This is a genomic window from Pacificoceanicola onchidii (assembly GCF_004804335.1).
In the GTDB taxonomy this organism is placed as follows: Bacteria; Pseudomonadota; Alphaproteobacteria; order Rhodobacterales; family Rhodobacteraceae; genus Pacificoceanicola; species Pacificoceanicola onchidii.
Genome location: NZ_SRXY01000001.1, coordinates 733,824 through 758,739, shown reverse-complemented (window position 1 = coordinate 758,739; position 24,916 = coordinate 733,824). Strand labels below are relative to the sequence as shown.

The 24,916-nt window shown below is 61.1% G+C and carries 26 protein-coding genes; 14 read left to right on the top strand and 12 right to left on the bottom strand.

Annotation, left to right across the window (positions count from 1 at the left end; all coding sequences use genetic code 11):
• Positions 1–7 precede the first annotated feature (7 nt).
• The 5 genes from E4662_RS03710 to pcaQ all read right to left on the bottom strand — a co-directional run bounded on the left by E4662_RS03710 (position 8) and on the right by pcaQ (position 4,413).
• Complete coding sequence (locus tag E4662_RS03710) at positions 8–346, bottom strand: tRNA-binding protein (RefSeq protein WP_136439898.1); 339 nt, start codon at positions 344–346, stop codon at positions 8–10.
• A complete protein-coding gene (gene proC, locus E4662_RS03705) occupies positions 339–1,154 on the bottom strand; it encodes a pyrroline-5-carboxylate reductase (RefSeq protein WP_136439897.1) in 816 nt (271 codons plus the stop codon). The genes E4662_RS03710 and proC overlap by 8 nt, the downstream gene beginning before the upstream one ends.
• A gap of 57 nt (positions 1,155–1,211) precedes the next feature.
• A complete protein-coding gene (locus E4662_RS03700; RefSeq protein ID WP_136439896.1) occupies positions 1,212–2,606 on the bottom strand; it encodes a tannase/feruloyl esterase family alpha/beta hydrolase in 1,395 nt (464 codons plus the stop codon).
• 204 nt (positions 2,607–2,810) lie between these two features.
• Positions 2,811–3,311, bottom strand: coding sequence for a type III secretion system chaperone family protein (locus E4662_RS03695; RefSeq protein WP_136439895.1), 501 nt, complete (start codon positions 3,309–3,311; stop codon positions 2,811–2,813).
• A gap of 178 nt (positions 3,312–3,489) precedes the next feature.
• Positions 3,490–4,413 (bottom strand): pca operon transcription factor PcaQ, encoded by a 924-nt coding sequence (gene pcaQ / locus E4662_RS03690; RefSeq protein WP_136439894.1) that lies wholly within the window; start codon positions 4,411–4,413, stop codon positions 3,490–3,492.
• Positions 4,414–4,509: 96 nt separating this feature from the next.
• On the opposite strand from pcaQ, the gene pobA reads away from it, so the two are divergent.
• The 6 genes from pobA (at position 4,510) to E4662_RS03660 (ending at position 9,857) form a co-directional block, all read left to right on the top strand.
• Complete coding sequence (pobA, locus tag E4662_RS03685) at positions 4,510–5,679, top strand: 4-hydroxybenzoate 3-monooxygenase (RefSeq protein WP_136439893.1); 1,170 nt, start codon at positions 4,510–4,512, stop codon at positions 5,677–5,679.
• A 16-nt stretch (positions 5,680–5,695) separates the two neighbouring features.
• Positions 5,696–6,079, top strand: a complete 384-nt coding sequence (gene pcaC, locus E4662_RS03680) for a 4-carboxymuconolactone decarboxylase (protein WP_136439892.1) — start codon at positions 5,696–5,698, stop codon at positions 6,077–6,079.
• Positions 6,080–6,126: 47 nt separating this feature from the next.
• Positions 6,127–6,855, top strand: a complete 729-nt coding sequence (gene pcaH / locus E4662_RS03675; RefSeq protein WP_136439891.1) for a protocatechuate 3,4-dioxygenase subunit beta — start codon at positions 6,127–6,129, stop codon at positions 6,853–6,855.
• A gap of 3 nt (positions 6,856–6,858) precedes the next feature.
• The gene (gene pcaG, locus E4662_RS03670; RefSeq protein ID WP_136439890.1) at positions 6,859–7,479 is read left to right on the top strand and encodes a protocatechuate 3,4-dioxygenase subunit alpha; all 621 of its coding nucleotides are present in this window, start codon (positions 6,859–6,861) and stop codon (positions 7,477–7,479) included.
• Between the two features lie 159 nt (positions 7,480–7,638).
• Complete coding sequence (locus E4662_RS03665; protein ID WP_136439889.1) at positions 7,639–8,469, top strand: 3-oxoadipate:acetyl-CoA acetyltransferase; 831 nt, start codon at positions 7,639–7,641, stop codon at positions 8,467–8,469.
• Positions 8,466–9,857 (top strand): citrate lyase subunit alpha, encoded by a 1,392-nt coding sequence (locus tag E4662_RS03660; protein ID WP_168797882.1) that lies wholly within the window; start codon positions 8,466–8,468, stop codon positions 9,855–9,857. Before E4662_RS03665 ends, E4662_RS03660 begins: the two co-directional genes overlap by 4 nt.
• Positions 9,858–9,884: 27 nt before the next feature.
• Here the strand turns inward: E4662_RS03660 and E4662_RS03655 are convergent, their stop codons facing one another.
• The 3 genes from E4662_RS03655 to E4662_RS03645 form a co-directional block, all read right to left on the bottom strand.
• Positions 9,885–10,394, bottom strand: a complete 510-nt coding sequence (locus E4662_RS03655; RefSeq protein ID WP_168797881.1) for a DUF3859 domain-containing protein — start codon at positions 10,392–10,394, stop codon at positions 9,885–9,887.
• A gap of 81 nt (positions 10,395–10,475) precedes the next feature.
• Positions 10,476–10,856, bottom strand: coding sequence for a hypothetical protein (locus E4662_RS03650; RefSeq protein ID WP_136439886.1), 381 nt, complete (start codon positions 10,854–10,856; stop codon positions 10,476–10,478).
• Positions 10,857–10,948: 92 nt separating this feature from the next.
• Positions 10,949–12,547: a phosphoenolpyruvate carboxykinase gene (locus tag E4662_RS03645; protein ID WP_136439885.1), complete on the bottom strand. Its 1,599-nt coding sequence runs from the start codon at positions 12,545–12,547 to the stop codon at positions 10,949–10,951.
• Positions 12,548–12,908: 361 nt separating this feature from the next.
• On the opposite strand from E4662_RS03645, the gene E4662_RS03640 reads away from it, so the two are divergent.
• The 7 genes from E4662_RS03640 (at position 12,909) to E4662_RS03615 (ending at position 18,375) form a co-directional block, all read left to right on the top strand.
• Positions 12,909–13,610: a response regulator transcription factor gene (locus tag E4662_RS03640; protein ID WP_136439884.1), complete on the top strand. Its 702-nt coding sequence runs from the start codon at positions 12,909–12,911 to the stop codon at positions 13,608–13,610.
• A 3-nt stretch (positions 13,611–13,613) separates the two neighbouring features.
• Positions 13,614–15,341 carry a sensor histidine kinase gene (locus tag E4662_RS03635; RefSeq protein ID WP_136439883.1) on the top strand — a complete coding sequence of 576 codons (1,728 nt, stop codon included), beginning with the start codon at positions 13,614–13,616 and terminating at the stop codon, positions 15,339–15,341.
• A 1-nt stretch (position 15,342) separates the two neighbouring features.
• Positions 15,343–15,777 (top strand): HPr kinase/phosphorylase, encoded by a 435-nt coding sequence (locus E4662_RS24285; RefSeq protein WP_240705108.1) that lies wholly within the window; start codon positions 15,343–15,345, stop codon positions 15,775–15,777.
• Between the two features lie 9 nt (positions 15,778–15,786).
• Positions 15,787–16,704, top strand: a complete 918-nt coding sequence (gene rapZ / locus E4662_RS03630) for an RNase adapter RapZ (protein WP_240705107.1) — start codon at positions 15,787–15,789, stop codon at positions 16,702–16,704.
• Positions 16,704–17,102 (top strand): PTS sugar transporter subunit IIA, encoded by a 399-nt coding sequence (locus E4662_RS03625; protein WP_136439882.1) that lies wholly within the window; start codon positions 16,704–16,706, stop codon positions 17,100–17,102. Before rapZ ends, E4662_RS03625 begins: the two co-directional genes overlap by 1 nt.
• Positions 17,103–17,139: 37 nt before the next feature.
• Positions 17,140–17,418, top strand: a complete 279-nt coding sequence (locus tag E4662_RS03620; RefSeq protein WP_136439881.1) for an HPr family phosphocarrier protein — start codon at positions 17,140–17,142, stop codon at positions 17,416–17,418.
• 75 nt (positions 17,419–17,493) lie between these two features.
• Entirely contained in the window at positions 17,494–18,375 is an 882-nt protein-coding gene (locus tag E4662_RS03615) for a lysophospholipid acyltransferase family protein (protein ID WP_136439880.1), read from the top strand.
• A 13-nt stretch (positions 18,376–18,388) separates the two neighbouring features.
• On the opposite strand, the gene E4662_RS03610 is transcribed toward E4662_RS03615, so the two are convergent.
• Positions 18,389–19,264, bottom strand: coding sequence for a 3-hydroxybutyryl-CoA dehydrogenase (locus E4662_RS03610; protein WP_136439879.1), 876 nt, complete (start codon positions 19,262–19,264; stop codon positions 18,389–18,391).
• A gap of 157 nt (positions 19,265–19,421) precedes the next feature.
• Here E4662_RS03610 and E4662_RS03605 point away from each other — a divergent pair, with 157 nt between their 5' ends.
• Positions 19,422–20,267, top strand: a complete 846-nt coding sequence (locus E4662_RS03605) for a DUF6473 family protein (RefSeq protein WP_136439878.1) — start codon at positions 19,422–19,424, stop codon at positions 20,265–20,267.
• An 82-nt stretch (positions 20,268–20,349) separates the two neighbouring features.
• Here the strand turns inward: E4662_RS03605 and E4662_RS03600 are convergent, their stop codons facing one another.
• The 3 genes from E4662_RS03600 to E4662_RS03590 all read right to left on the bottom strand — a co-directional run bounded on the left by E4662_RS03600 (position 20,350) and on the right by E4662_RS03590 (position 24,798).
• A complete protein-coding gene (locus E4662_RS03600) occupies positions 20,350–21,273 on the bottom strand; it encodes an FAD-binding protein (protein ID WP_136439877.1) in 924 nt (307 codons plus the stop codon).
• Positions 21,273–22,031 (bottom strand): electron transfer flavoprotein subunit beta/FixA family protein, encoded by a 759-nt coding sequence (locus E4662_RS03595; protein ID WP_136439876.1) that lies wholly within the window; start codon positions 22,029–22,031, stop codon positions 21,273–21,275. The genes E4662_RS03600 and E4662_RS03595 overlap by 1 nt, the downstream gene beginning before the upstream one ends.
• Positions 22,032–22,377: 346 nt before the next feature.
• Complete coding sequence (locus E4662_RS03590; protein ID WP_136439875.1) at positions 22,378–24,798, bottom strand: DNA topoisomerase IV subunit A; 2,421 nt, start codon at positions 24,796–24,798, stop codon at positions 22,378–22,380.
• Positions 24,799–24,916: the final 118 nt, after the last annotated feature.

Here is a 24,916-nt window from a genome sequence, read left to right as displayed (position 1 = left end):
TTGTCTCCTAATGCATCCGCGCGCCGTTCGGCACGGCGTGATCCGGGCTGATCAAAACCACGCCGCCGTCCGGGTCCATCAGTCCAAGCACAAGCACCTCGGAGCGCATAGGGCCGATCTGGCGCGGCGGGAAGTTGACCACGGCCATAACCTGTTTGCCGGTCAGCGCCTCGGGCGTGTAATGCGCGGTGATCTGGGCGCTGGATTTTTTCTCGCCAATCTCGGGGCCGAAATCGATCCAGAGCTTGATCGCCGGTTTGCGCGCTTCGGGGAAAGGCTCGGCGCGGACCACAGTGCCGACGCGGATGTCGACGGCGAGAAAGTCGTCGTATGTAATGTCAGTCATTGGCCAGTTCCCGTGAGCGGTTCGCCGCGGCGGCGACAGTCTTGGTGGCCAGTGGCGGTAGACCGGTGACTTGATCCATCAGCACCTCAAGCCCGGCCTGCGTGGTGCCGTTGGGGGAGGTGACGTTGATGCGCAACTGCTCGGGCGTCTCGTCCGCTTGCATGGCAAGGGCGCCCGCGCCCGCGACGGTGGCCTTGGCCAAAGTCATGGCGAGGTCGGGCGCGAGCCCTTCGGCTTCACCGGCTTTGGCGAGGCATTCGATCAGGTGAAAGACATAGGCCGGGCCGGAGCCGGAGAGCCCGGTCACCGCGTCGATCTGCGCTTCGCTGTTGAGGCGCACCACGCTGCCGATGGCTTTCAGCAGGGTTTCAGCGGTTTCAAGCTGGGCCTGGGACGTGTTGGCATTTCCGATGATCGCGGTGATGCCCTGGCCGATGGCAGCGGGGGTGTTGGGCATGGAGCGCACGATCGGGGTCTGACCGCCGAGCACGCTTTCGAGCGTGGCAAGGGTGGTTCCCGCGGCGACGGAGACAAAGAGCGTGTCGCCGTTGCCTTTGGCGGCCAGCACCGGTAGCGCCTCTCCCATCATTTGCGGTTTTACGGCGAGCAGAACAACGGCCGGTGCCTCGGGAACACCTTCGTTCACGTGGACGCCCTGCGCCTGAACCCAATCGCTCGGGTAAGGGTCCAGCACCCAGACCGATGTGGCGGGCAGGCCATCCGCCAGCCAACCGGCCAGCATGGCGGAGCCCATCTTGCCGCAGCCCAGCAGCACAAGGCCGCGCTGCGCGATGTCGGTGTTGTTCATTCTGCCTCCGAATTGGCCATGCCCCGGCCCGATGGGGTCATCGGACCGGGGTTTTGGTTATTCGGACATAATTGACATGGGTCGGGTCCCGTCGGCAAGCCATGCTTCCAAAGGTGACATGGGGTCAAGCGCCGCCGCGTTGATGCCGTCCGGTCCCGGGAGAATGCCGCAATGGTCGAGGCCCGGCACCATGAAGAGCGCAACGGTATCGGCCAAAGCCTCTGCGCCGCCTGCGGCCTCCTGTGCCTGTTCATGCCATTCCACGGTTTTATAGGGGGTGACGATGGCGTCCGCCCAGCCGTGGAAGACTATCATCTTGCCGCCCGCTTCGCGGAAGGCGGTCAGGTCCGGGTTGTCGCCGTTGTAATTGGCGGTGGCCTGGGTCATGCGCGCCGGGTCCTTGTCGAAGTCGAAATCCATCGGAGACCATGTCACGCCCGGATCGTCGTCAAAGGCCATGTGGCGGCCAAAACCGGTGACAAAGGCGGGCACCAGCGGCGCACGGCCCTTGTCGTTGCCGGTCAGCCAGAGCCACCAGAACGGCTCGGAGCCTTCGGGGACACCGCCCGGATAGAGCTGATCACCGTTCGAATTGCGCGGCCCTTCGCGCCACTTCATCAGCGTATCCATCTGCTGGTTCGTCAGACCGACGTTGGAATAATCCACCGTGCAGTCGCGGGGATCGGCGATCACGCCGTCTTCCTGTCCGTCAATCGCATCACATTGATCAAGCACGGCAGCGCCGATTTTGCCCGCTTCGGCAGCGGTGAGGATCTGGCTGCCATCCTCGGCGGTGTTGGCTTGCACCAGCCAAGCCATCTTGGTGGCGACAAGGCCGGGGTAGTCCATGGCAGGCGCGCCGGAGATGATGCCGTCGAACATCTCCGGATACCGCTGCGCGGCGACATGGGCCATGCGCCCGCCGGTGGAACAACCTTGGAAAATCGCCTGATCGGAGCCGGTGCCGTAGAAGGCTTTGATCATGGCTTGCGCGACGCGGTTCGTCTCGCCAATCGAGCGCCAGCCCCAATCGCGTTCTGCGTGCGGGTTGTCCTGCGCCCAGCCTGCATCCACGACGGACAGACCATGGTGGCCGCTGTCGGAGGTCGCAGTGGCGTAGCCGCGTTCAAGCCCCGGGCGCATGGCGTTGATCCAGCTCGCCCCGGCATCGGCGCGGCCCAGAATGCCGCAAAATCCGCCGCATCCGGCCTGGTAATACTTGCCGTTCCAGCCTTCGAGCGGCAGGCGCACCTCGATGTTGATGGCCGGCAGAGCGGTTGCGCGGACCTCGCAATAGGCGGGCAGGCCTTCCGGGGTCATCTCGCGCGCGCTGGTTACTGTTGCGGCGCTCAGCACGGTGCCGGTCAGGGCGCTACAGGCGCTCTTGGTTTCGTCGGCAAAAGCCGCAGGCGCGCTGCCAATAATGGCCAGCGCGGTGATTAGTTTTTTCATGAAAATCCTCCCTTGGACACAACGTCCGGATGTAGGATTGACGCATGGCGCAGGGAGGGCAAGGAAAAATACCGCACCACAGCGCAAAAGGCGCTGCGGGTCTGTTCAGAGGGTATCTTTTTGGAGTTGCAAGGTTTTCTCGGGCGCTTGAGAGGCGCCAATAGCCCGGGCTTGCACAAGTATTGGGCGAGAGCCGCCTAGCCTTTAGGCGCGGCCGTAGGCCTCGGCAATCGCCACTTGCAGGGATTCTTCGGCGCTGCGATCCGTCCAGCTCATCAGCTGGAAAGCCGGGTAGTAGCGCTCGGCCGACAAAACAGCGGCGGAGATCAACGTGTCGATCTGCTCCGGGCTGGCGATCTGCCCACCGGCCAGAACGAGACCGTACTTGTAGACCATCAGCTGCTCGCTCGGCCAGAAGCTGAACGCCCCGGCCCAGCATTGGTCGTTCACAGAGTTCAAACCCTCATAGAGCGTGGGCATCCGGTCCTCGGGCGGCTCGAACTCGAAGGTGCAGATCAGACGCAGGGTTTCGTCATAATGAGACCACGCCAAGGTGATCGAGTAGGTGCGCCACTGCCCCTCGACGGCCATTGCGATCTGATCGTCGGCGATGCGGTCGAAATCCCATTCGTTGTGGGACGCGATGTGCTCGACGATGTCGATGGGATGAATGTCATCGTTCAGGAATTGCTCGGACAGGGCCATGCCGCCACCTCTTTTGATTGCGTGCGAGCGGCGTGAACGCCCCAAGCACTAGCTGCCTGCTCAAGGGGCTGGGGCCTTTTCCAGCACCCTTACAAGATATGGTGCCGGTCTCGAGTCTCTGTGTAAAGTGATATTTTGGGGATAACCCCATTAACTTGTGGATGGTCTGGCGAGAGGCTCAGGATATGGACAAAGCCGCGGCTGCGTTCTGCAAGGCGCGAGCAAAGAGGCTCTGGGCGCGCGAAGGGGTGGTTTCCGGCCGGGTCATCAGGCCAACGGGCCCGCTGGTCAGGCTGAGGTCGAGCGGCAAAGCGGCGAGACGGCCTGCGGCGATGTCTTGCGCAACAACCCCTTCCGAGATGAACCAGAGCGCCTCGGTTCCCGGCACGTAATGGCGGCCAAAAGCCCCGGAGACGCAATCCAGACGGTTCGGGAAATCCGGCAAACCTTCGGCCATGCGCCAACGTTCCAGAAGCGGCCAGATCGCGGCGCCTTCGGGCGGGTAAAGCACCGGCCATTCTGTCAGGTCCTGAACGGTCAGGCTGATGGTACGATGTAGCGGATGGCCGGGATCACAGACGCAGACCACGCGCTCCAGATACAGTTGGGTGAAGCTGATGCCCTGCATCATCTCCGGCGTGCCCATGCGCCCGATCACCATGTCGAGTGCGCCGCTGCGCAAATCGGCGGTTAAAGCCCCATGACCGCCGTCCCGCAATACAAGCCGTGTGCCGGGCGCCATGCGTGTGAACAAGGTGACGGCAGGCGGCATGAGGCGGGCCGCCACGGACGGCAGAGAACCAACCTTGAGTTGGTCTTTGCCCCCGGCGCGGATCGCCCCGACCCCTTCAACACCGCGATGCAACGCGGCGAGCCCCTGGCCTGCGAACTCAAGAAAAACCTCGCCTTCCGCCGTCAAAGCCACGCCGGAACGGTCCCGGTCCATCAACCGCGAGCCAAGCGCGTCTTCCAGTTCTTTCAGGGTTTTGGACAGAGCGGGCTGCGACAGGTTCAGGGCGTCACAGGCCAGCTTCAACTGACCATGACGGGCAATGGCAGCGAAAGCTTCGATATGGCGAAGTTTGATCCGGCGGTCGAGCATATGGTTATCAAAATGGTGAAGTATATCGGCTGAAATACAATTTTACATGATTGATGGGTTCAGTGTCTACTGCGATCAAGGAAAAGGAGGACACCCATGCGTACTCAGGTTTGCATCATCGGCGGCGGCCCGTCCGGTCTCTTGCTCAGCCAGCTTTTGCATCGCAAGGGCATCGACACGATCGTTCTGGAGCGAAAGACCAAGGACTATGTCCTGGGGCGCATCCGGGCGGGTATCCTGGAGACCGGGTTTGTCGATCTGATGCGCGAGGCTGGCGTGGCGGAGCGGCTCGACAAGGAATGCTACGTCCATGACGGCACGGTGATCTCCTACGGAGATGAACAGTTCGGCATCAGTTTCAAGGACCTGATCGACAAGACGGTTGTTGTCTACGGCCAGACCGAAGTGACACGCGATCTCTATGAGGCGCGCGAGGCGATGGACGGGCAGATTGTCTACAACGTCGAAAGCGTTACGATCCACGGAGCGGACAGCGATGCACCTTATGTAACCTATGCGGTGGATGGCACCGAGCAGCGCATCGAGTGCGATTTCGTTGCGGGGTGTGACGGCTTCCACGGTGTCAGCCGCCAGACCATCCCGCTGAGCGTGCGCAAGGAATACGAGAAGATTTATCCGTTTGGTTGGCTTGGAATCCTGTCCGAGACACCGCCGGTGCATGACGAGCTGATCTACGCCAGCTCCGACCGTGGGTTTGCGCTTTGCTCCATGCGCAACGAAAACCTGAGCCGCTACTATATTCAATGCGCCTTGTCAGACAGCCCGGACGACTGGACAGACGCGGCGTTCTGGGAAGAACTCAAACGGCGCATCCCTTCGGAGATGGCAGAGAAGCTCGTAACCGGCCCGTCGATCGAGAAAAGCATCGCGCCGCTGCGCTCCTTTGTGACCGAGCCGATGCGCTGGGGGCGTTTGTTCCTGTGTGGTGATGCGGCGCATATCGTGCCGCCGACCGGGGCGAAGGGGCTGAACACGGCGGCGAGCGATATTCACTATCTCTATCACGGAATGGTTCAGCATTACCTGGATGGCGACAGCGAAGGCCTTGACCGGTATTCCGAAAAAGCTTTGGCGCGGGTCTGGAAGGCGGAGCGCTTCAGCTGGTGGATGACGTCCCTGCTGCACCGCTACCCGGAGCAATCGCCGTTCGATCTGAAAATGCAGCGGGCCGAGATTGACTTCCTGTGCAGCAACCATGCCGCGCAGGTGGCGATGGCCGAGAATTACGTTGGGCTGCCCTACTGAGCGTTGAGGAGAGACAATGACCAACCGATACGACACCGGCATGGCCGTCCGCCGTCAGGTTCTGGGCGATGCACATGTGGACCGGGCAGAGGCGGCCAAGACACCGCTGGATGGGCCGTTTCAGGAAATGATCACGGAAACCGCCTGGGGCAACCTCTGGGCCAATGACAGGATCTCCCGGCGCGAGCGGTCCATGCTGACACTGGCGCTGCTCGCGGCCTGTGGAAATTTCGAGGAAATTCCGATGCACATCCGCGCGGCGACCCGGACGGGCGCATCACAAGAAGACATCATGGAAGCCTTTCAACACGTGGCGGTTTACGCGGGCGTGCCGAAAGCCAATCATGCGATCAAACTGGCCAAACAGACCTGGGCCGAACTTGACGCGGAAAAAGACTGAATACCGGAAACGCGCACCAATTCCGGCCCTGAGGAGGACTGACGAACATGTCGACACCCGCCGAATATTACCAACGTGACCGCGAGTGGCACCCGCCCGCCTACACGCATGACTACAAGACCTCCGTGGCGCGCTCGCCGCAGTATTCCCTGATCAGCCTTGAGAATACCGTGTCCGAGATCACCGGGCCGCGGTTTGGCCATGGCGACATCGATCCGATCGACAACGATCTGATCCTGAATTACGCGCAGCCCGGCCAAAGCCCGATCGGAGAACGGATCATCCTGCATGGCCGGGTTCTGGACGAGAACGGCCGCCCGGTGCCGAACACGCTGGTCGAGGCCTGGCAGGCCAATGCGGGCGGGCGCTATCGGCACAAGAAAGACACCTACCTCGCGCCGATTGACCCGAATTTCGGCGGCTGCGGTCGAACCCTGACCGACGAGAACGGCTACTACTTTTTCCGCACCGTGAAGCCCGGCGCCTACCCGTGGCGCAATTGGGTGAACAACTGGCGGCCTGCGCATGTGCACATGTCGATCTTTGGGTCCGGCTTTGCACAGCGTCTCATTACCCAGTGTTACTTCGAAGGGGACCCGCTGATTGCCAAATGCCCGATCGTGAAGACAATCCCGTCCCAGGCGGCGATTGACAGTCTTGTGGCGGCGCTGGATCTGAATGCGACGATCCCGCTCGACACGATTGCCTACAAGTTCGACATCGTGCTGCGCGGGCGGCGCTCGACGCTGTTCGAAAACCGTCTGGAGGGGAACTGAACCATGGTCCAGAAACTTGATTACCTGAAAGAAACGCCGTCCCAGACAGCCGGTCCTTACGTTCACATCGGTCTCGCACCCGGCGCGGCGGGGTTCGACATCTACGAGCGCGAACTGGGTTGGGACATCGCCGGACCCAATGCGACGGGCGAGCGAATCCGCGTCGAAGGGCTTGTGATCGACGGCACCGGCAGCCCGGTCAAGGACGTGCTGCTCGAGGCCTGGCAGGCCAATGCGGAGGGCGTCTACCCGCATCCTGAAAGCGCGGGTGAAACCGAAGAAGGCTTTCGTGGCTGGGGCCGTGTCATCACCAACTTCGAAACCGGCGAATGGGCGTTCGAGACTATCAAACCGGGCAGCACGCCGGGGCGCAACGGCACCACGCAAGCGCCGCACATCAACCTGTGGATCGTCGCGCGCGGTATTAACATCGGGCTGAACACGCGACTCTACTTCGAGGACGAAACCGAAGCCAACGCGGCGGACCCGGTCATCAACACCATCGAATGGGAAAAGCGCCGCGCCACGCTTCTGGCCAAACGCAGCGACAAGGACGGTCAGATCGTCTACCGGTTTGATATCCGCCTGCAGGGCGAAAACGAAACGGTCTTCTTCGACATCTGATCTTATGACAACAGTCAGGGGCCCGGCACCGCGCCCCTGTCTTCTTCTCTGTTTAAATATCCAATTACGGCACGGCCATCGGAGCCAGAACGCCGCTCCGTCCGCTTGCGCTCCCTTTCGGGCCGCGCCAGTATCCGGCCAAAGTCAAGGAGAGCCGCCATGTCCAAACCCTGCATCATCTGCGTTGCCATCACAGGCTCGGTGCCGCGCAAGTCCGACAACCCGGCGGTTCCGGTCACGATCGAAGAACAGATCGAAAGCACGCATGCGGCGTTCGAAGCCGGGGCCAGCATCATGCACGCCCATGTGCGTGATGAAAACGAGAACCCCACGTCGGACCCGGAGCGCTTTGCCCGGCTGGTCGAGGGGATCGAAAAGCACTGTCCGGGCATGATCATCCAGCTTTCCACCGGCGGACGGTCCGGTGCCGGGCAGGCGCGGGGCGGCATGCTGCCGCTCAAGCCCGACATGGCGTCGCTGTCGGTCGGATCGAACAATTTCCCGACGCGGGTTTACGAGAACCCGCCGGATCTGGTGGACTGGCTGGCCTCGGAGATGCGCAACTACGAGGTGAAACCGGAGATCGAAGCCTTTGATCTGTCGCATATTTTCAAGGCTGCCGAGATGAACAAGGACGGGCGCATTCCCGGCAGGCTTTACGTGCAGTTTGTCATGGGTGTGAAAAACGCGATGCCCTGTGATCGCGATGTCTTTGATTACTACGTCAAGACGGTCAAACGGCTCGCGCCCGACGCGGACTGGTGTGCCGCCGGGATCGGGCGGCATCAGATCGAGGTCAACGAGTGGTCGATTGCGGCAGGCGGGCATACGCGGACTGGTCTCGAAGACAATGTGCGTTGGGACAAGTCCAGTCTGGCACCGTCCAACGCGGCGCTTGTGACGCGGGCGGCGGAGCTATGCGAGAAGTATGAGCGCCCGGTGGCGACGTGGCAGCAGGCGCGCGAAATCCTTGGGCTCCGCGCCGCGTGACCGGGCTTGAAGCGGCCGTTGAGGCTGCGGGGCTGACCGACGGCGCCTGTATCAGCTTTCATCATCACTTACGAAACGGGGACGGCGTTCTGAACGCCGTCCTTGACGTTTGTGCCGCGCGGGGGCTGCAGGGGTTGCATATCGCGGCAAGCTCGCTGTTTCCGGTACACGCCCCCTTGGTTCGGCACATGCGGAGCGGTGTGGTCGGTGAACTCACCACGGGGTTTGCCTCGGGCCCCGTGGGGCAGGCGGTGAGTAAGGGCGTTCTGAGTATGCCGATCCGGTTGCAGACGCACGGCGGAAGGGCGCGAGAAGTGGGCTGCGGCGCGCTCCAGATTGATGCGGCGTTTGTCGCGGCATCCTGCGTTGATCCCAGCGGCGCTTTGACCGGCTGCCTGGGTCCAAGTGCATTTGGCGCGATGGGCTATCCCATGGCGGACGTGGCACAAGCACGCCGGGTGATTGCGGTCAGCGACACCGAGACCAAAATCCCGGCGGACTTGGTTTCGGTTCCGGCGGAGAAGGTTCATGCGGTGGCCATGTTGGAGCGGATCGGCGATCCCGGCGGAATATCCAGCGGCGCAACGCGCCCGGCTGTGGACGAGACAAGCCGCGCCATTGGCGCGCTTGCGGCGGAGGTCATTGCGCAGAGTGGCGTTCTTACAGACGGCTTCAGCTTTCAGACCGGAGCAGGGGGCATTTCCCTGATCGCAGCGGAGGAGATTGGCGCGGAAATGGCGGCGCGCGGTGTGCGCGGCGGCTTTGCCAGCGGAGGGATCACCGGGGCGCATGTGCGCTTGCTGCAGGCCGGGTTGTTTCAGCGGCTATGCGACGTGCAGTGCTTTGATCTGGAGGCGGTGGCTTCAATCCGAAGTGATCCGCGCCACGAAGAGATCAGCGCCTTTCGCTACGCCGCACCGCAGCCGGGCGGAGCGGTGGTGGATGGATTGAGCGCGGTGGTGCTCGGCGCGGCGGAGGTCGATCTGGGCTTCAACGTGAACGTGACAACGCGGGCGGATGGCACCTTGATGGGGGGATCCGGGGGGCATGCGGATACGGCCGAAGGCGCGGACTTGACCGTGATCACCACGCGCCTGACGGCGGCGGGCTGGCCGAAGATCGTGGATCGGGTGCGGCACGTGACGACGCCGGGCTCAGACGTGGACGTTTTGGTCACGGAGGCCGGCGTCGCGGTCAATCCGAAACGGCCCGGATTGCAGGCGCGGTTGGCGCAAAGCGGTGTTCCGTTGAAGGCCATTGAAGATCTGCACCGTCAGTCCATGGCGCAGGCGACGCAGAAAAGGCCCGAGCCTGCGCAGGGCCGCGTTGTCGCCGAGAGTTATGATCGTCACGGGGTTCTACGCGATGTTCTGCGGATGCCGGGGTGAAACCCCGGCCTACAGGCGCGACGCGCTTCAGGACAGCGGAACAGGATCGAAACAGGCGGCCTGCACTTGCGGCACGGAGTCGGGCGGCAGAACTTCGAAACTGATTTCGAACTGCTTGCCGCGCGCGTCGATCACCGCAAAGGTCCAGGTGCCCTGCACCATTTCGTAGGGCTTTTCGAAGGTGAAGAGGTTCAGGGCTGGAACGCCCGGTGTCAGCGGCGTTGTCCAGCTTTCGACGGTGACGCCGCGCCGGCCCATGGGCGGATGGGTGACGGTCATCCGGGCGCTGTTGCTGATCTCGCCTTCGGGGAGCAGCATCCGCAGACCAAAGCTGAGACCGATGTGGGCCGGGACAGCGCGGGTGTAGACGTCAAAGGCGCGGGATTGCTCGATGGCATTGATCACGCCACTTTCGGTCAGGGGCGCTTCGCGCGGCTCGCCCATCTCGATCTCGCAGATCACGCCGTATTCTACCAGGTCTATGGCCGAAGCGGGGGAGGCGAGCAGGAGAAAGGGCAGGGCGCGTAACATGGACATGTGATAACATGGCATGGGGTTCGGAGCAGTCGGAAAATCAGCACTGAGCACGCTGTCGCCAAGCGTTCTTTAGGCAATGCGTCAGGGCAAGATTGGCTTTTGGGACCGCCTGACACAGTTTTCGTAGATCGCCACATGGTGCTCGAACAAGGATTGGTACAAGTCATTTGGAATACCGAGAGCATCGACCCATCGCAAAACACAGTCCGGGCCGACCGCTTCATACAGGACAAGGTCCAAACAAGGGATTGCCTGATCCCCCGATACACGCAAATTCAACCCTGTCCAGCGGCAAATGCCTTCTTCTGTGCCGGTCGGTGGGACATTTTTGACGAAAGTGAAGAAGGCGTCTTCCGCTATGAACGCGCCTTCGGCACAGCCCATAGGTGGGTCGCCGTGTTCCATCGCTGAATGACCCAATACGATGCCGTCGTGAATGATTTCAAATGTCTTCTGCGCCATGAGCTCAGCTTGACCGGATCGTTCCTTGCTGTCGAGTAAAAGCAAAAAGGCCCCGCGCAATGCAGGGCCTTTCGGTGTTCTTTGGGAAGCGCTTAGCTGATCGCGGCGGCTTTCACATCGTCGTCGATGTAAGGCACGTATTGTTCGAAGTTGTCTGCGAACATCTGGACCAGCTTGGTGGCCTGCGCGTCGTAGGCTTCCTTGTCGTCCCAAGTCTTGCGTGGGTCGAGCAGGAGTTCCGGCACGCCTTCCACAGAGACAGGTACGTCGAAGCCGAAGTTTGGGTCCTTGCGGAAGTCCGCGTCGGCCAGCTTGCCATCGAGCGCTGCGTGCAGCAGGGCGCGGGTTGCCTTGATCGGCATGCGCGAGCCGGTGCCGTAGGCGCCGCCGGTCCAGCCGGTGTTGACGAGCCAGCAGGTCGCGCCGTGCTTGGCGATCTTGTCGCGCAGCAGGTTGCCGTACTCTTCCGGGCGACGCGGCATGAAAGGCGCGCCAAAGCAGGTCGAGAAGGTCGGCTCCGGCTCGGTCACGCCGCGCTCGGTGCCAGCCACCTTGGCGGTAAAGCCAGACAGGAAGTGATACATGGCCTGCGCCGGGGTCAGTCGTGCGATCGGAGGCAGAACGCCAAACGCGTCACAGGTCAGCATGATGATGTTCTTCGGATGGCCACCCAGCGCGGTCTTGGACGCGTTGGAGATGTAGTGCAGCGGGTAAGCGCAGCGCATGTTGGCCGTCAGGCTGTCATCGTCGAAGTCGAGGTCAAAGGTCTGCTCGTCATAGACCATGTTCTCGATCACCGTGCCGAATTTCTCGGTTGTGGCGTAGATTTCCGGCTCTGCCTCAGCGGAGAGCTTGATGGTCTTGGCGTAGCAGCCGCCTTCGAAGTTGAAGGTGCCGCGCTCGGACCAGCCGTGCTCGTCGTCGCCGATCAGAACACGCTCCGGATCAGCGGAGAGCGTTGTTTTGCCGGTACCGGACAGGCCAAAGAAGATGGCGGTGTCGACAGGGTTGCCCGGTGCGTGGTTGGCGGAGCAGTGCATCGCCATGATGCCTTTGCCCGGCAGGATGTAGTTGAGAAGCGTGAAGATCGACTTCTTGTTCTCACCTGCGTATTCGGTGTTGGCGATCAGGATGCGCTTCTTGTCGAAGTTCATCGCCACAACGGTTTCGGTGCGGCAGCCGTGCTTGGCCGGGTCGGCCTTGAAGCTCGGGCAGTTGATCACGGTCCAGTCAGCCTCAAAGGTGTCGAGGTCTTCGCGATCCGGACGGCGCAGCATGTGGCGGCAGAAGAGGCCGTGCCATGCCAGTTCGGTTACCATGCGCACGTCGATGGCATTGGCCGGGTCGGCGCCGCCAACGAGGTCTTGAACATAGTAGTCGCGGCCCTTCATGTGCTCGAGCATGTCCGCTTCGAGCGCATCGAAACCGGCCGGTTCCATCGGGGCGTTGTTTTCCCACCAGATCGAATCCTCGACCGATGCCGTGCGCACGATGAACTTGTCCTTGGGGGAGCGGCCGGTGAACTGGCCGGTGGACACGAGAAACGCGCCGCCTTTGCCAAGCTTGCCTTCGCCTTTTTTCAGAGCCGCCTCGATCAGCGCAGGCTCCATGAGGTTGTAATAGACATTGCCCAGCCCTTCGATCCCTTGATCTTCAAGCTGGAATTGCGGGTTTACCCGTCCAAATGTCATCTGCTTTGCTCCTGTCGCAGCGCCTGTAAGTAAGTATCTTGCGCCGGATATGGCGCCTGAGAATTTTCCTTTAACACGTGCCTTGTCAGCGTGAACAGGACGGAACCGCGCAGTTAGCGCAACCAAAAGACCTTTAGCGATACCATGGCGAAACACTGCCTACAGTGTTAGCGCCCACCTGACACAAGATAGGAACAATGCGCGGCATCGGGGTGAGGCTTTTTAGTCATTCATTTGGAAAATCCGGCTGAAATGACTCGTGACGAAAGGCCTGATTCGCACTTTGGGATTGTTGGAAAAGCAATTTTCTCGCATACTGGGCGAAAAAATCAGGCAAACAGAGCAGTATAAGGAAAAACCAATGTCAAAAATCGCCTTGGTGGACGATGACAGGAATATCCTGACATCGGTTTCGATGACTCTTGAAGCAGAGGGTTTCGAAGTCGAGACATATAATGACGGTCAGGCGGCGCTGGACGCTTTTAACAAGAAAATGCCCGACATGGCCGTGTTCGATATCAAGATGCCCCGCATGGATGGCATGGACCTGCTGCAACGGGTGCGCCAGAAATCCAAGATGCCGGTCATTTTCCTGACCTCCAAAGATGATGAAATCGATGAGGTTCTGGGCCTGCGCATGGGGGCGGACGATTACGTCAAGAAACCCTTCAGCCAGCGACTTCTCGTTGAGCGGATCCGCGCATTGCTGCGCCGCCAGGAAGCGGTTGCCGGCGATGCGGTTGGTGAGACCGAAGACACGAAACTGATGACCCGCGGCAGCCTGACCATGGATCCGCTGCGCCACGCCGTGACGTGGAAAGGCGCGGATGTCACGCTGACCGTGACGGAGTTCCTGCTGCTGCAGGCTTTGGCGCAACGCCCCGGTTTCGTGAAATCACGCGATCAGCTGATGGACGTGGCCTATGACGATCAGGTCTATGTCGACGACCGCACCATCGACAGCCACATCAAGCGCCTGCGCAAGAAGATGCGGACGGCCGACAGCGAGTTTTCCGCGATCGAAACCCTTTACGGTATCGGTTACCGCTACAACGAAGAGTGATCCATGGCCTTGGCCGAGCGGTTCTCAGAACGAGACGACAGGGACGAAACATCCCGGCAGAACGCTGATGTTGTTCTGGGCGACGATTGGGTTGCTCCGGACAGCACGGTGGATCGTGAGTTGCGCGACAGCCGTGCGCAACGCAGCCTGTTTTCGCTGAACCGCTCGCCGCTGACCCGCAAGATCATCACGTTCAACCTCGTCGCCCTGAATGTTCTGGTGGCGGGGATTTTGTGGCTGAACTCCTCCCGGGACACATTGGCCGTGCAGAAAGCCAACGCGCTTCAGGCCGAAGTGGAACTGATCGCGGATGTGTTCGAAGCGCAGCTGGCCCAGGCGCCGGGTGCGGCAATCGGGACATCGACGGGGCTGGATGTATCCGCAACGGTTGATGGGATCGATCTGCGCCAGGGGCTCGATCTTCTGGTCTACGATTCCGCGGGGTTTCTGGTCGGGGAGACATCCGGCGCGTTGTCGCCGCTCCTGAACACCTCCGCGCAGGACGAAGAGCCAACCCTGATTTCCAGTTTTCTTGAAAACGTCTGGCGGTCCGTGTCCGGGCTGTCCGACTATTTCTCTGATGAGCCGGAACTGGTCCTCGAGGACCGCTTGCGCCGTATGATGGAAGCGGGGGACCAAACCACGACTAGGGTCATTTCCGGCAATGGGCCCAATGGCGAAACGCTGTTCCACGCGTTCTCGCCCATCCAGCAAGGCGATGCCGTGATTGGCACCGTGGCTCTGGTTTCGACGGCGACAGAAATTGACGCGGCTGTAGCGTCCGAACGTGAACGCGTTCTGCAGATGTTTGTCATTGCGACGTTGGTGTCCATCGGGTTGAGCCTCGTTCTGGCATCGACCATCGCAAATCCGATTTCCGATCTGGCAGACGCCGCCGAAATTGGCCGCGACCGCAATCGCCGGTCCAAGACAACGGGCCGTATTCGCATTCCCGATCTGACGGCGCGCCCGGATGAAATCGGTCGGTTGTCGGGGGCTTTACGCGGCATGGTTGGCGCGCTGTACGACCGGATCGACAGCAACGAACAGTTTGCCGCAGACGTGGCGCATGAGATCAAGAACCCGCTTGCGTCGATGCGCTCTGCCGTGGGCAGCCTGCGCATGGTGCGCAAGGAAGAGCATCGCGACAAGCTGCTCGAAGTCATTGAGCATGATGTGCGGCGGCTCGACCGTTTGGTGAGCGACATCTCCAACGCGTCCCGCCTCGATTCAGAGTTGGTCAAGGAAGAGGAGCAGGAGTTCAACCTGCTCGATCTGCTGGGCAACATCACCGAGTTTCTTGGCCAGGATGCGGAAAAGAAAGGGGTTGAGTTTATCACGGACCTGCCCCCGCGCCCGATCTCGATCAACGGGTTGGAGCCGCGTCTGGCGCAGGTGTTTGTCAACCTGATTACCAATGCAATCAGCTTTTGCGAAGATGGCGACGCGATCCGGGTCTGGGCCCGGCGCAGAGACAACCGCGTTCTCGTGGTAGTCGAGGACACCGGTCCGGGCATTCCCGAAGAGGCGCTGCAAAAGATCTTCAAACGGTTTTACACCTCCCGCCCCACACAGGAATTCGGCAACAACTCCGGCCTGGGCCTCGCGATTTCCAAGCAGATTGTCGAAGCGCATGGCGGCGTGATCTGGGCCGAGAATATTCGCCCGACCGAAGCGGACGTTACCTCGGAGCCGCTCGGCGCGCGTTTCGTGGTTGGTTTGCCGATTTGATATGAACGCGTCCGGCGGGCCGACCATTCTGCACGCCAGCGCGGTTTCCGTGGACGGCAAAGGCCTTCTCATTCGTGGAAAATCAGGCAGCGGAAAGTCGTCGCTCGCGCTCGAGTTGATGACGCGGGGCGCATTGCTGATCGCGGATGACCGTGTGATTGTGGAGAAAGGTGACGCCGGAGCGGTCTGGATGCGGTCTCCCGATGCGATTTTCGGGATGATTGAAGCGCGGGGGGTCGGGCTTCTGAAAGCGGCGGCGGCGGAAAAAGGCAGGCTCTGTGCGGTGCTTGATCTGGATTGCGTTGAAACAGAGCGTTTGCCGGAGGTCAGGACAACCGAGGTGCTGGGTGAAAACGTCCCCTTGCTTCACAATTCCGCGTCTTCCTATTTTGCGGCGGCGATTCTGCAATACCTGAAGGGCGGTCGAAAGGACTGAAGGACGATCATGGTGCAGGCTGTGCAAAGGGTGGTGTTGGTGAGCGGGCCGTCTGGCGCCGGGCGCTCTACGGCCATCAACGCGCTCGAAGATTTCGGTTTTGAAAGTATCGACAACATTCCGTTGTCGCTGGTGCCGCGGCTTGTCGAGGGCAGTCAGAACCTGCCGCGCCCCATGGCGCTTGGGATTGATGTGCGCAACCGCGAGTTTTCGGCGGATGGTTTGATCGAAGTCCACAAGGCCCTGTCGGCCTTGCCCGGTTTGACCTGTGATTTGCTCTACCTTGATTGTGCGCCGGAGGTGCTGAGCCGTCGATACTCGGAAACGCGCCGGCGCCACCCCTTGGCCCCTGACGAATCTCCGGGAGAGGGGATCGCACGCGAACTGGCTTTGTTGGAGGACGTCCGCAGCCGTGCGGATGTGCTGATCGACACAACGGACCTGACAATTCACGATCTCAGAGCAGAGATGGAAGGATGGTTCGGTCAGGCGACGGGACAGGGCATGGCCTTGTCTGTCCACTCGTTCAGCTACAAACGCGGCCTGCCACAAGGTCTCGATCTGGCGTTCGACTGCCGGTTCCTGCGCAACCCGCATTGGCAGCCGGAGCTGCGCCCGTTCACCGGTTTGGACATGCCGGTGGCGGACTATGTGGCCGGCGATCCGCGTTATGACGGGTTGATCGAGCGAGTCGTGGATCTGTTGCTTTTTGTTCTGCCGGGCGTTGTGGAAGAGGGAAAAGCACACTTTTCGGTAGGTTTCGGCTGTACCGGCGGCAAACACAGGTCTGTTGCAACCGCAGAAAACATCGCCGCCGCACTTGCACAAGAGGGCTGGCGGGTGTCAATTAGGCATCGCGAATTGGAACGTCGCGGGATTACCCAGGGGAAGGGCGTCATGCCGACCCAAGGCGGAAAGGCACTGTAGTGATCGGAATCGTGATAGTTGCCCACGGCGGCCTAGCGAAAGAGTATCTTTCCGCGGTGGAGCACGTTGTTGGCATGCAGTCAGGCATCGTGGCGATCTCCATTGATGCGGATTGTGATCGCGGTCAGAAGCAATCTGAGATTTGCGTCGCCGCCGATGGGGTGGACAGCGGCGATGGCGTTGTCATCGTGACCGACATGTTCGGTGGCTCGCCGTCGAATCTGTCGCTGATGGCCTGCCAACCCGACAACCGGCGTATCCTCTACGGCGCAAATCTGCCGATGCTGATCAAGCTGGCCAAATCGCGCCAGAAGCCCGTTGCCGACGCAGTAAGGGGTGCACTTGAGGCGGGACGCAAGTATATCGACAGCCGCAACATCGGACCAGGCGCGGCCTGAGTCGTCCCAAAACGCCGAGAAAAGAAAAGGCCAACCCATGTCCCAGACCATCCAACGCACGCTGAAAATCGTGAATGAGAAGGGTTTGCACGCGCGCGCATCGGCCAAGCTGGTCGAGGTTGTTGAAGGATTTGACGCCACGGCAGAGGTCAGCCGGGACGGGATGAGCGCCGGTGGCGACAGCATTATGGGGCTTTTAATGTTGGCAGCCGCGAAGGGAACCACTATTGAGGTTCAAACCTCGGGTGCGGATGCCGAGGCGCTGGCCAATGCGGTCGAGGCGCTTGTGGCGGATCGTTTCGGGGAAGAGTGCTGAGGCGCGCAACGCGCCTTTGGGAGTGACACTAAGCCGGGCGCACGCGCGGGCGGAAGACGACGGGACGAGGACGGCATGGTCCAGGGCATCGATGCGCCGACCACGGGAACGCAATCACAGCCCGACTCTGCTCCCTATGACAAGCGCAAAGTCAGCTACGCCAACACGTTCACCAACCCGTGGAAAGCCAACACCATCCGGGCGATGGAGTGGGCCACGGGCAAGATCCCCCTGTTGCGGATGGTGCGCCGGTTTGAACGTATGGGGCCCGCCGAAGGGCAGGCCTTCTGGACCCAGGCGCTCGACATCATGGGGATCGAGCTGGAGACGCCGGAAGAGCAGATTCGCCGCATTCCCGAAACCGGTCCTGTTATCATCGTGGCCAACCATCCGCATGGTCTGGTCGATGGCATGGTGCTCGCGCATCTGATCGGCAAGGTGCGGACGGATTACAAGATCCTGACCCGTTCCCTGTTGACCGGGGTGCGCGAGATTGATCCCTTCATGATCCCGGTTCCCTTTCCGCATGAGGAAGATGCGCGGGAGCAGAGCCTTGCCATGCGCGCCAACGCCATGGCGCATTTGAAAGACGGCGGCGTGATTGTTCTGTTCCCGTCCGGCGTTGTGGCCAACTCAGAGACGTGGTTCGGCCCGGCTGTTGAAGCCGTGTGGAACCCGTTCACCGCCAAGATGGTGCAGCGCTCCGGCGCAACCGTGGTGCCGGTCTTTTTCCCCGGTCAAAACAGCCGCGCGTATCAATTTGCCAACAAACTCTCGGCCACGCTGCGTCAGGGTCTGTTGATCCACGAAGTGATCCACGCGTGCCGCAAGCCGCAGAAACCCGTTGTCGGTGCGCCGATTGGCCCTGACGAAGTGAAAGCCTACGAAGGCGGGCAGCGCGAGTTTGTCGCCTGGCTACGGGAAAAAACGCTGGCCTTGAAAGACAGCCCGGACTGACGGCCACCGACGCTCAGCGCGTCGGAACCGGTGTCTCGCCGCGATAGTCATAAAATCCGCGCTTGGTCTTGCGGCCCAGCCATCCGGCTTCGACGTATTTGGTCAGAAGCGGACAGGGGCGGTACTTGGTGTCCGCCAGCCCGTCGTGCAGGACGTTCATGATCGCAAGGCAGGTGTCCAACCCGATGAAATCCGCCAGTTCCAGCGGCCCCATGGGATGGTTCGCGCCAAGCTTCATGGCCATGTCGATGGACTGCACGTTGCCGACGCCTTCGTAGAGAGTGTAGCAGGCCTCGTTGATCATCGGGATCAGGATGCGGTTCACGATGAAGGCCGGGAAGTCCTCGGCGCTGGCAGCGGTTTTGCCAAGGTTCTGCACAACGCCAAGGCAGGCGTCGTAGGTTTCCTTGTCGGTGGCAATGCCCCGGATCAGTTCGACCAGTTGCATCAGCGGCACCGGGTTCATGAAATGGAATCCCATGAACTTCTCTGGCCGGTCGGTGCGAGAGGCCAGACGTGTGATGGAAATCGACGAGGTGTTGGACGTCAGGATGGTGTTCGGCCCAAGGTCAGGCGCGAGGCTTTCGAAGATCTTGTTCTTGACGTCTTCGCGTTCCGTCGCTGCCTCGATGACCAGATCGCTCGATGCGACCTCGGGCAGATCCAGTGTTGTCCTGATCCGGCCCAGGGCGGTGTCGCGATCCTCGGCGGAAATCTTCTCGCGGCTGACCTGGCGATCGAGGTTCTTGGTGATCAGCGCCATGGCCTTGTTTAGGCTGTCCTGGCTGATGTCGTTGAGGCGCACGTCATACCCGGCCAACGCCATCACATGCGCGATCCCGTTGCCCATCTGCCCGGCGCCGACAACGCCAACTGATTTGATCTCCATGCGCCTGTCCTTTGCTACCTTACGGCAACAATAGGCCCGGTGCTGCGGTGGCTGCAAGGGCAGGTGTCTCAAGTTAATGATACATTGGCACTTTAGTCATTTTGCAACCTCTTTGAGCGAATCTCCTCCTTGGGTGAAAAGAAATGAGGTGGGTGAGATGACATGCCATTCTGGCGGTCCCGGTACGCTCGAGTACCACCCCTGCAAATATGGGAACTCGCGCGTGACCTTTCGTGGTCCGAAGGCGTCGATGGAGGACGATTTCATCGCCTTTCTCGGCGGTATTGAAACTTATGGCCGGTTTATTTCCGCGCCGTTCCCGGACTTGCTCGGGCGGCTTCTGTCTGTCGAAGCGGTGAACTTCGGCGTGGCGAATGCCGGTGTCGATTTTTATTTGAATGATCCGTCTGTTCTGGAGTTGTCCGGCGGTGCCTTGGTCAAGGTCCTGCAGGTGATGGGCGCTCAAAACATGTCGAACCGGTTCTACATGGTGCATCCGCGCCGGAACGATCGGTTTCTACGTGCTTCAGAGAGTCTCGAAGAGCTGTTTCCGGAGGTCGATTTCACCGAGTTTCACTTCAATCGCCATATGCTGGCCCGCCTTTCCGAGGTTTCGGCAGAGCGGCATGCGGTTGTTGTCGAAGAGCTCAGGACCGCCTGGGTGGCTCGGATGAAACACGTGCTGACAATCATGCGCGGCAAAGTTGTCCTACTGTGGTTTGCAGACCATCCGATCCCTGAAAGCATTTCCGTATCGGTTTCCGGCGTGAAAGACCCGTTGTTCGTGACGCGGTCCATGATCGAGACTTTGCGGCCGCGGGTAGCGGCGGTGGTCGAGGTGGTCTGTTCGGATCAGGCGTCAATGGAAGGCACGACGGGGATGGTGTTCAACGACTTCGAAGCCTGTGCCGCCGCCGAGCAAATGGGGCCAACAGCCCATGCGGAGGCCGCAGATGCGCTGGCCGAAGTCGTTGGCCCCATGGTTGGGGGTGGGCTCGCCTGACCCCTCCTTCCAACATGAAAAAGGCCCGCCAATTTGGCGGGCCTTTCGTTGTGTGTGCAGGGACCTTGGTCCCCCTGTCCCATCACAGTTTTTCAGTGAGTTCCGGGACAGCGTCAAAGAGGTCTGCGACGAGGCCGAAGTCTGCGACCTGGAAGATCGGGGCTTCTTCGTCCTTGTTGATCGCGACAATAACCTTCGAGTCCTTCATGCCCGCGAGGTGCTGGATCGCGCCGGAGATGCCGACGGCGACGTAGAGGTCCGGTGCCACAACCTTGCCGGTCTGACCCACCTGCCAGTCGTTCGGGGCAAAACCGGAGTCCACGGCCGCGCGAGACGCGCCAACGGCCGCGCCGAGCTTGTCGGCCAGGGTTTCGATCAGCTTGAAGTCCTCCTCGGAGCCAACGCCGCGGCCGCCGGAGACAACAACGCCCGCCGAGGTCAGCTCGGGGCGGTCGCTTGCGGCAACCTTGTCTTCAACCCAGGACGACAGATCGGAGGATGCGCCGCCGATGGTTTCCACCGCAGCCGCGCCACCGGTGCCCGCTGCGTCAAAGGTCGAGGTCCGGAAGGAGATGACCTTGGTCGCGTCGCCGGATTTCACGGTCTGAACCGCGTTGCCGGCGTAGATCGGGCGCTCGAAGGTGTCGGCGTCGATGACAGCCGTCACGTCGGTCAGCACCATCACGTCGAGCAGCGCCGCCACGCGCGGCAGCACGTTCTTGGCGTCGGTCGTGGCCGGGGCCACGATGTGCGAGTAGTCGCCCGCCAGACCCACGATCAGGTCTGCCGTGGATTCCGCGAGGCGGTGCGACAGGCCCGCATCTTCGGCGCAGAGCACTTTCGACACGCCGTCGATGGTGGCTGCCTCAGCCGCCGCATCCGCAGCGGTGCCGCCCGCGCAGAGCACGGTTACATCGCCAATCGCCTTCGCGGCGGTCACGGCCTTTGCGGTGGCGTCCATCGCCAGCGCGCCGTCATTCACTTCGGCAAGAAGAAGAACAGCCATTATACAGCCCCCGCTTCCTTGAGTTTCGCAATCAGCTCATCGACATCGGCAACCTTGATCCCGGCCGCGCGTTCGGCGGGCTCGGTGGTCTTGACGATCTCGAGGCGCGGCGTGACGTCGACGCCGTAATCGGCGGCGGTCTTCTCTTCGAGCGGCTTCTTCTTGGCCTTCATGATGTTCGGCAAGGAGGCATAGCGCGGCTCGTTCAGACGCAGATCGACGGTGACAACCGTCGGCATCTTGACGGAAATGGTCTGCAGACCGCCGTCCACTTCGCGTGTGACCTTGGCGGCGTCGCCGTCAATGTCCACCTCGGAAGCAAAGGTCGCCTGGGACCAGCCGAGCAGCGCGGACAGCATCTGGCCGGTGGCGTTCAGGTCGTTGTCGATCGCCTGCTTGCCGCAGAGCACGAGGCCCGGCTGCTCTTCCTCGACCACCTTGGCGAGAATTTTCGAAACGGCGAGCGGCTCGACGTCGGTGTGCACATCATCGGCGGCATTCACCAGGATCGCCCGATCCGCACCCATCGCCAGCGCATTGCGCAGCGTGTCGGTGGCTTGCTTGACACCGATGGAGACCACGATGATCTCGTCGGCCTTGCCGGCTTCCTTCAGGCGGATCGCCTCTTCGACGGCGATTTCGTCGAAAGGGTTCATCGACATCTTGACGTTGGCGAGATCAACACCGCTTCCGTCCGCTTTCACGCGAACCTTCACGTTATAGTCGATCACGCGTTTTACCGGTACAAGTACCTTCATCAGCGTTCCTCTCCTTGATTTCAGCGCGGCGATTTCACCACGCGGTATTTCTCGGACCGAGTGTTAGCGTGCCGCAGCGCCGCGAAACAGACCAAAATCGTCACGTTAGCGCCAAAGGACGTCGCGTTTTTGAAAAAGCCGGGAGGCTGGGGTGTGTTTTGTCACGATAGTAGTCGGATTTAGCACAAAGGCACGGCCATTTTGTCGCAGATTCGCGCGCATCGCCTTGCGACATCAGCAGTCCACGCCCTGTTTTTCAGCGATTTGGCGGTTGAGAAACGCGCACAACAAGCGAGACCAGCCCCCGTCACGCTGGTTGGATCCCTATTCGCGCTGAGCCGGAGTCTCAGGTGAAACGATTGTCGCGCGGGAACCCGCGAGGGGCCATGCGGCCGGTTCCGGCGCGTTTCCCGATCCATTCTTCGAGTGCGGTTTCCGTGCGGGTGCGTCCAGCCGGGTCCAGCCATGACAGGCCTTCTTCGAGCGTAAAGCTGCGTGCATCTGACAGGCCGCCGTCCTTGTATTTCTGCAGCCGCACGCCTTTGCCGCGGGCCATTTCGGGCAGTTCGTCGAGCATGAAAACCAGCACCTTGCGGTTTTCGCCAACGACGGCGACGGCGTTGCCCGTGACCGGTTTGCAGACCTTGGCCTTCACCTCGCCGCGCACGTTGAGCACCTGTTTGCCGGCGCGCGTCTGGGCGATGACTTCGGATTCGGACACGACAAAGCCGTCCCCGGCCGAGGAGGCGACCAGCAGCTTGCCGTCCGGTTTGTGGATGAACAGGTCAACGATCTCTGCCTCATTCGGCAGGTCAACCATGATCCGGACCGGCTCGCCCATGCCGCGCCCGCCCGGCAGATTTGATGCGGACAGAGTGTAGAAGCGCCCGTTGGAGCCAAAGACCAGAAGGCGGTCCGTGGTTTCCGCGTGGAAGATGAAACGCGGACCATCGCCGTCCTTGAACTTCAGTTCGCGACCCAGATCGATATGTCCGGTCATGGCGCGAATCCAGCCCATCTGAGAGCAGACCACGGTGATCGGCTCGCGCTCGATCATGGCTTCGATGGGCACGTCTTCGACTTCGGCAGCCTCGGAAATCAGCGTACGACGCGCGCCGCCGACGTAATCCTTGCCAAAGGATTTGCGCACTTCGCGAAGCTGTTCGGCGATGGTCTTCCATTGCAGGTCTTCGGAATCGAGCAGGTCTTCGAGACCGGCACGCTCTTCCATGAGCGCATCCCGTTCGCGGATCAGCTCCAGTTCCTCAAGACGGCGCAGGGCGCGCAGGCGCATGTTGAGGATCGCCTCGGCCTGAACGTCCGACAGCCCTTCGGAGCGGCCGACAAAGCGGGCCGGGATTTTCGAATCCGTGCCATCGTCGGCCAGCGCGCCGCGCGCGATGGCGTCTTCGTCATCCCGCAATTCAAGCGCTTTGACGTCTACGCCGATAAGCGGCGAGCGGTAGTCGCTCTCGTCGGTAGCGCGCGGAATCGTGGCTTGATGCGCCTTGGACCAATCCTCGTACATCAAGGCCGCTTTGGGATTGTCGTCATAGCGGATGATGTCGATCACGCGGTCAAGATTGAGGAAGGCGATGATGAAGCCTTCGAGTTCCTCAAGCCGGGCGTCGATCTTGGCCATGCGGTGTTTCGAACGGCGGATCAGAACTTCGCGGCGGAAATCGATGAAGGCGCGCAGCACTTCTTTCAGAGAGCAAACGCGGGGCGTGACCCCGTCGATCAACACGTTCATGTTGAGCGAGAATCGGGTTTCCAGGTCCGAGTTGCGGAACAGAAGGTTCATCAGGACATCGGGATCGACGTTCTTGGACTTTGGTTCGAGAACCATGCGGATGTCTTCGGCGCTTTCGTCACGCACATCGGCAAGGATCGGCACCTTCTTGGTCTGGATCAGCTCTGCAATGCGTTCGACCAGCTTGGATTTCTGCACTTGGTAGGGGATCTCGGTGACAACAACCTGCCATTGCCCGCGCCCAAGGTCCTCGACCTCCCATTTCGCACGCAGGCGGATGGAGCCGCGCCCGGTGCGGTAGGCCTGGGCAATGTTTTCCGCAGGCTCAACAATCACCCCGCCGGTGGGGAAATCGGGGCCCGGGACGTACTGCAAAAGCGTATCGTCGCGGGCGTCCGGTGTTTTGATCAGATGCAGGCAGGCGTTCAGAAGCTCGCCGATATTGTGCGGCGGAATGTTCGTGGCCATGCCCACTGCAATGCCGGAAGAGCCATTGGCCAGCAGGTTCGGGTAGGAGGCGGGCAGGACAGCCGGCTCTTGCAGGCGTCCGTCATAGTTGTCGCGAAAATCGACGGCGTTTTCATTGAGGCCTTCGAGCAGCGCCTCTGACATGATGGTCATGCGCGCTTCGGTGTAGCGCGAGGCGGCGGGATTATCGCCGTCGATGTTGCCGAAGTTGCCTTGCCCGTCGACCAGCGGATATCGGATCGTGAAATCCTGCGCGAGACGGGCCATGGCGTCGTAGATTGCCGCGTCGCCGTGAGGGTGAAAATCGCCCATGGTGTCGCCGCTGATCTTGGCGGATTTCAGGAATCCACCGGTCGACGTCAGCCGCAGACGGCGCATGGCATAGAGGATGCGCCGGTGCACCGGCTTGAGCCCGTCGCGCGCATCCGGCAAGGCACGGTGCATGATCGTCGAGAGCGCATAGGTCAGGTAGCGCTCGCCGATGGCCCGGCTCAGCGGCTCTGACATTTGACGGTTCATGTTGGGGTCGAGCGTATCATCATCCATAGATGATGTGATACAGGCGCTCTTTCGGACGGTAAAGCGATGGAATTTAGAAGTGCGGGGAAATTTTCCCGCTTTTTCACTTAGAGGGGGAAGGCAAACCTGTTAATATCTGAAAACC

What these genes read in the sequence shown, in the direction of transcription:
- E4662_RS03710 (WP_136439898.1), bottom strand. Translation starts at nt 346, where the DNA reads ATGACTGACATTACATACGACGACTTTCTCGCCGTCGACATCCGCGTC.
- proC (WP_136439897.1), bottom strand. Translation starts at nt 1,154, where the DNA reads ATGAACAACACCGACATCGCGCAGCGCGGCCTTGTGCTGCTGGGCTGC.
- E4662_RS03700 (WP_136439896.1), bottom strand. Translation starts at nt 2,606, where the DNA reads ATGAAAAAACTAATCACCGCGCTGGCCATTATTGGCAGCGCGCCTGCG.
- E4662_RS03695 (WP_136439895.1), bottom strand. Translation starts at nt 3,311, where the DNA reads ATGGCCCTGTCCGAGCAATTCCTGAACGATGACATTCATCCCATCGAC.
- pcaQ (WP_136439894.1), bottom strand. Translation starts at nt 4,413, where the DNA reads ATGCTCGACCGCCGGATCAAACTTCGCCATATCGAAGCTTTCGCTGCC.
- pobA (WP_136439893.1), top strand. Translation starts at nt 4,510, where the DNA reads ATGCGTACTCAGGTTTGCATCATCGGCGGCGGCCCGTCCGGTCTCTTG.
- pcaC (WP_136439892.1), top strand. Translation starts at nt 5,696, where the DNA reads ATGACCAACCGATACGACACCGGCATGGCCGTCCGCCGTCAGGTTCTG.
- pcaH (WP_136439891.1), top strand. Translation starts at nt 6,127, where the DNA reads ATGTCGACACCCGCCGAATATTACCAACGTGACCGCGAGTGGCACCCG.
- pcaG (WP_136439890.1), top strand. Translation starts at nt 6,859, where the DNA reads ATGGTCCAGAAACTTGATTACCTGAAAGAAACGCCGTCCCAGACAGCC.
- E4662_RS03665 (WP_136439889.1), top strand. Translation starts at nt 7,639, where the DNA reads ATGTCCAAACCCTGCATCATCTGCGTTGCCATCACAGGCTCGGTGCCG.
- E4662_RS03655 (WP_168797881.1), bottom strand. Translation starts at nt 10,394, where the DNA reads ATGTCCATGTTACGCGCCCTGCCCTTTCTCCTGCTCGCCTCCCCCGCT.
- E4662_RS03650 (WP_136439886.1), bottom strand. Translation starts at nt 10,856, where the DNA reads ATGGCGCAGAAGACATTTGAAATCATTCACGACGGCATCGTATTGGGT.
- E4662_RS03645 (WP_136439885.1), bottom strand. Translation starts at nt 12,547, where the DNA reads ATGACATTTGGACGGGTAAACCCGCAATTCCAGCTTGAAGATCAAGGG.
- E4662_RS03640 (WP_136439884.1), top strand. Translation starts at nt 12,909, where the DNA reads ATGTCAAAAATCGCCTTGGTGGACGATGACAGGAATATCCTGACATCG.
- E4662_RS03635 (WP_136439883.1), top strand. Translation starts at nt 13,614, where the DNA reads ATGGCCTTGGCCGAGCGGTTCTCAGAACGAGACGACAGGGACGAAACA.
- E4662_RS24285 (WP_240705108.1), top strand. Translation starts at nt 15,343, where the DNA reads ATGAACGCGTCCGGCGGGCCGACCATTCTGCACGCCAGCGCGGTTTCC.
- rapZ (WP_240705107.1), top strand. Translation starts at nt 15,787, where the DNA reads ATGGTGCAGGCTGTGCAAAGGGTGGTGTTGGTGAGCGGGCCGTCTGGC.
- E4662_RS03620 (WP_136439881.1), top strand. Translation starts at nt 17,140, where the DNA reads ATGTCCCAGACCATCCAACGCACGCTGAAAATCGTGAATGAGAAGGGT.
- E4662_RS03615 (WP_136439880.1), top strand. Translation starts at nt 17,494, where the DNA reads ATGGTCCAGGGCATCGATGCGCCGACCACGGGAACGCAATCACAGCCC.
- E4662_RS03610 (WP_136439879.1), bottom strand. Translation starts at nt 19,264, where the DNA reads ATGGAGATCAAATCAGTTGGCGTTGTCGGCGCCGGGCAGATGGGCAAC.
- E4662_RS03605 (WP_136439878.1), top strand. Translation starts at nt 19,422, where the DNA reads ATGACATGCCATTCTGGCGGTCCCGGTACGCTCGAGTACCACCCCTGC.
- E4662_RS03600 (WP_136439877.1), bottom strand. Translation starts at nt 21,273, where the DNA reads ATGGCTGTTCTTCTTCTTGCCGAAGTGAATGACGGCGCGCTGGCGATG.
- E4662_RS03595 (WP_136439876.1), bottom strand. Translation starts at nt 22,031, where the DNA reads ATGAAGGTACTTGTACCGGTAAAACGCGTGATCGACTATAACGTGAAG.
- E4662_RS03590 (WP_136439875.1), bottom strand. Translation starts at nt 24,798, where the DNA reads ATGGATGATGATACGCTCGACCCCAACATGAACCGTCAAATGTCAGAG.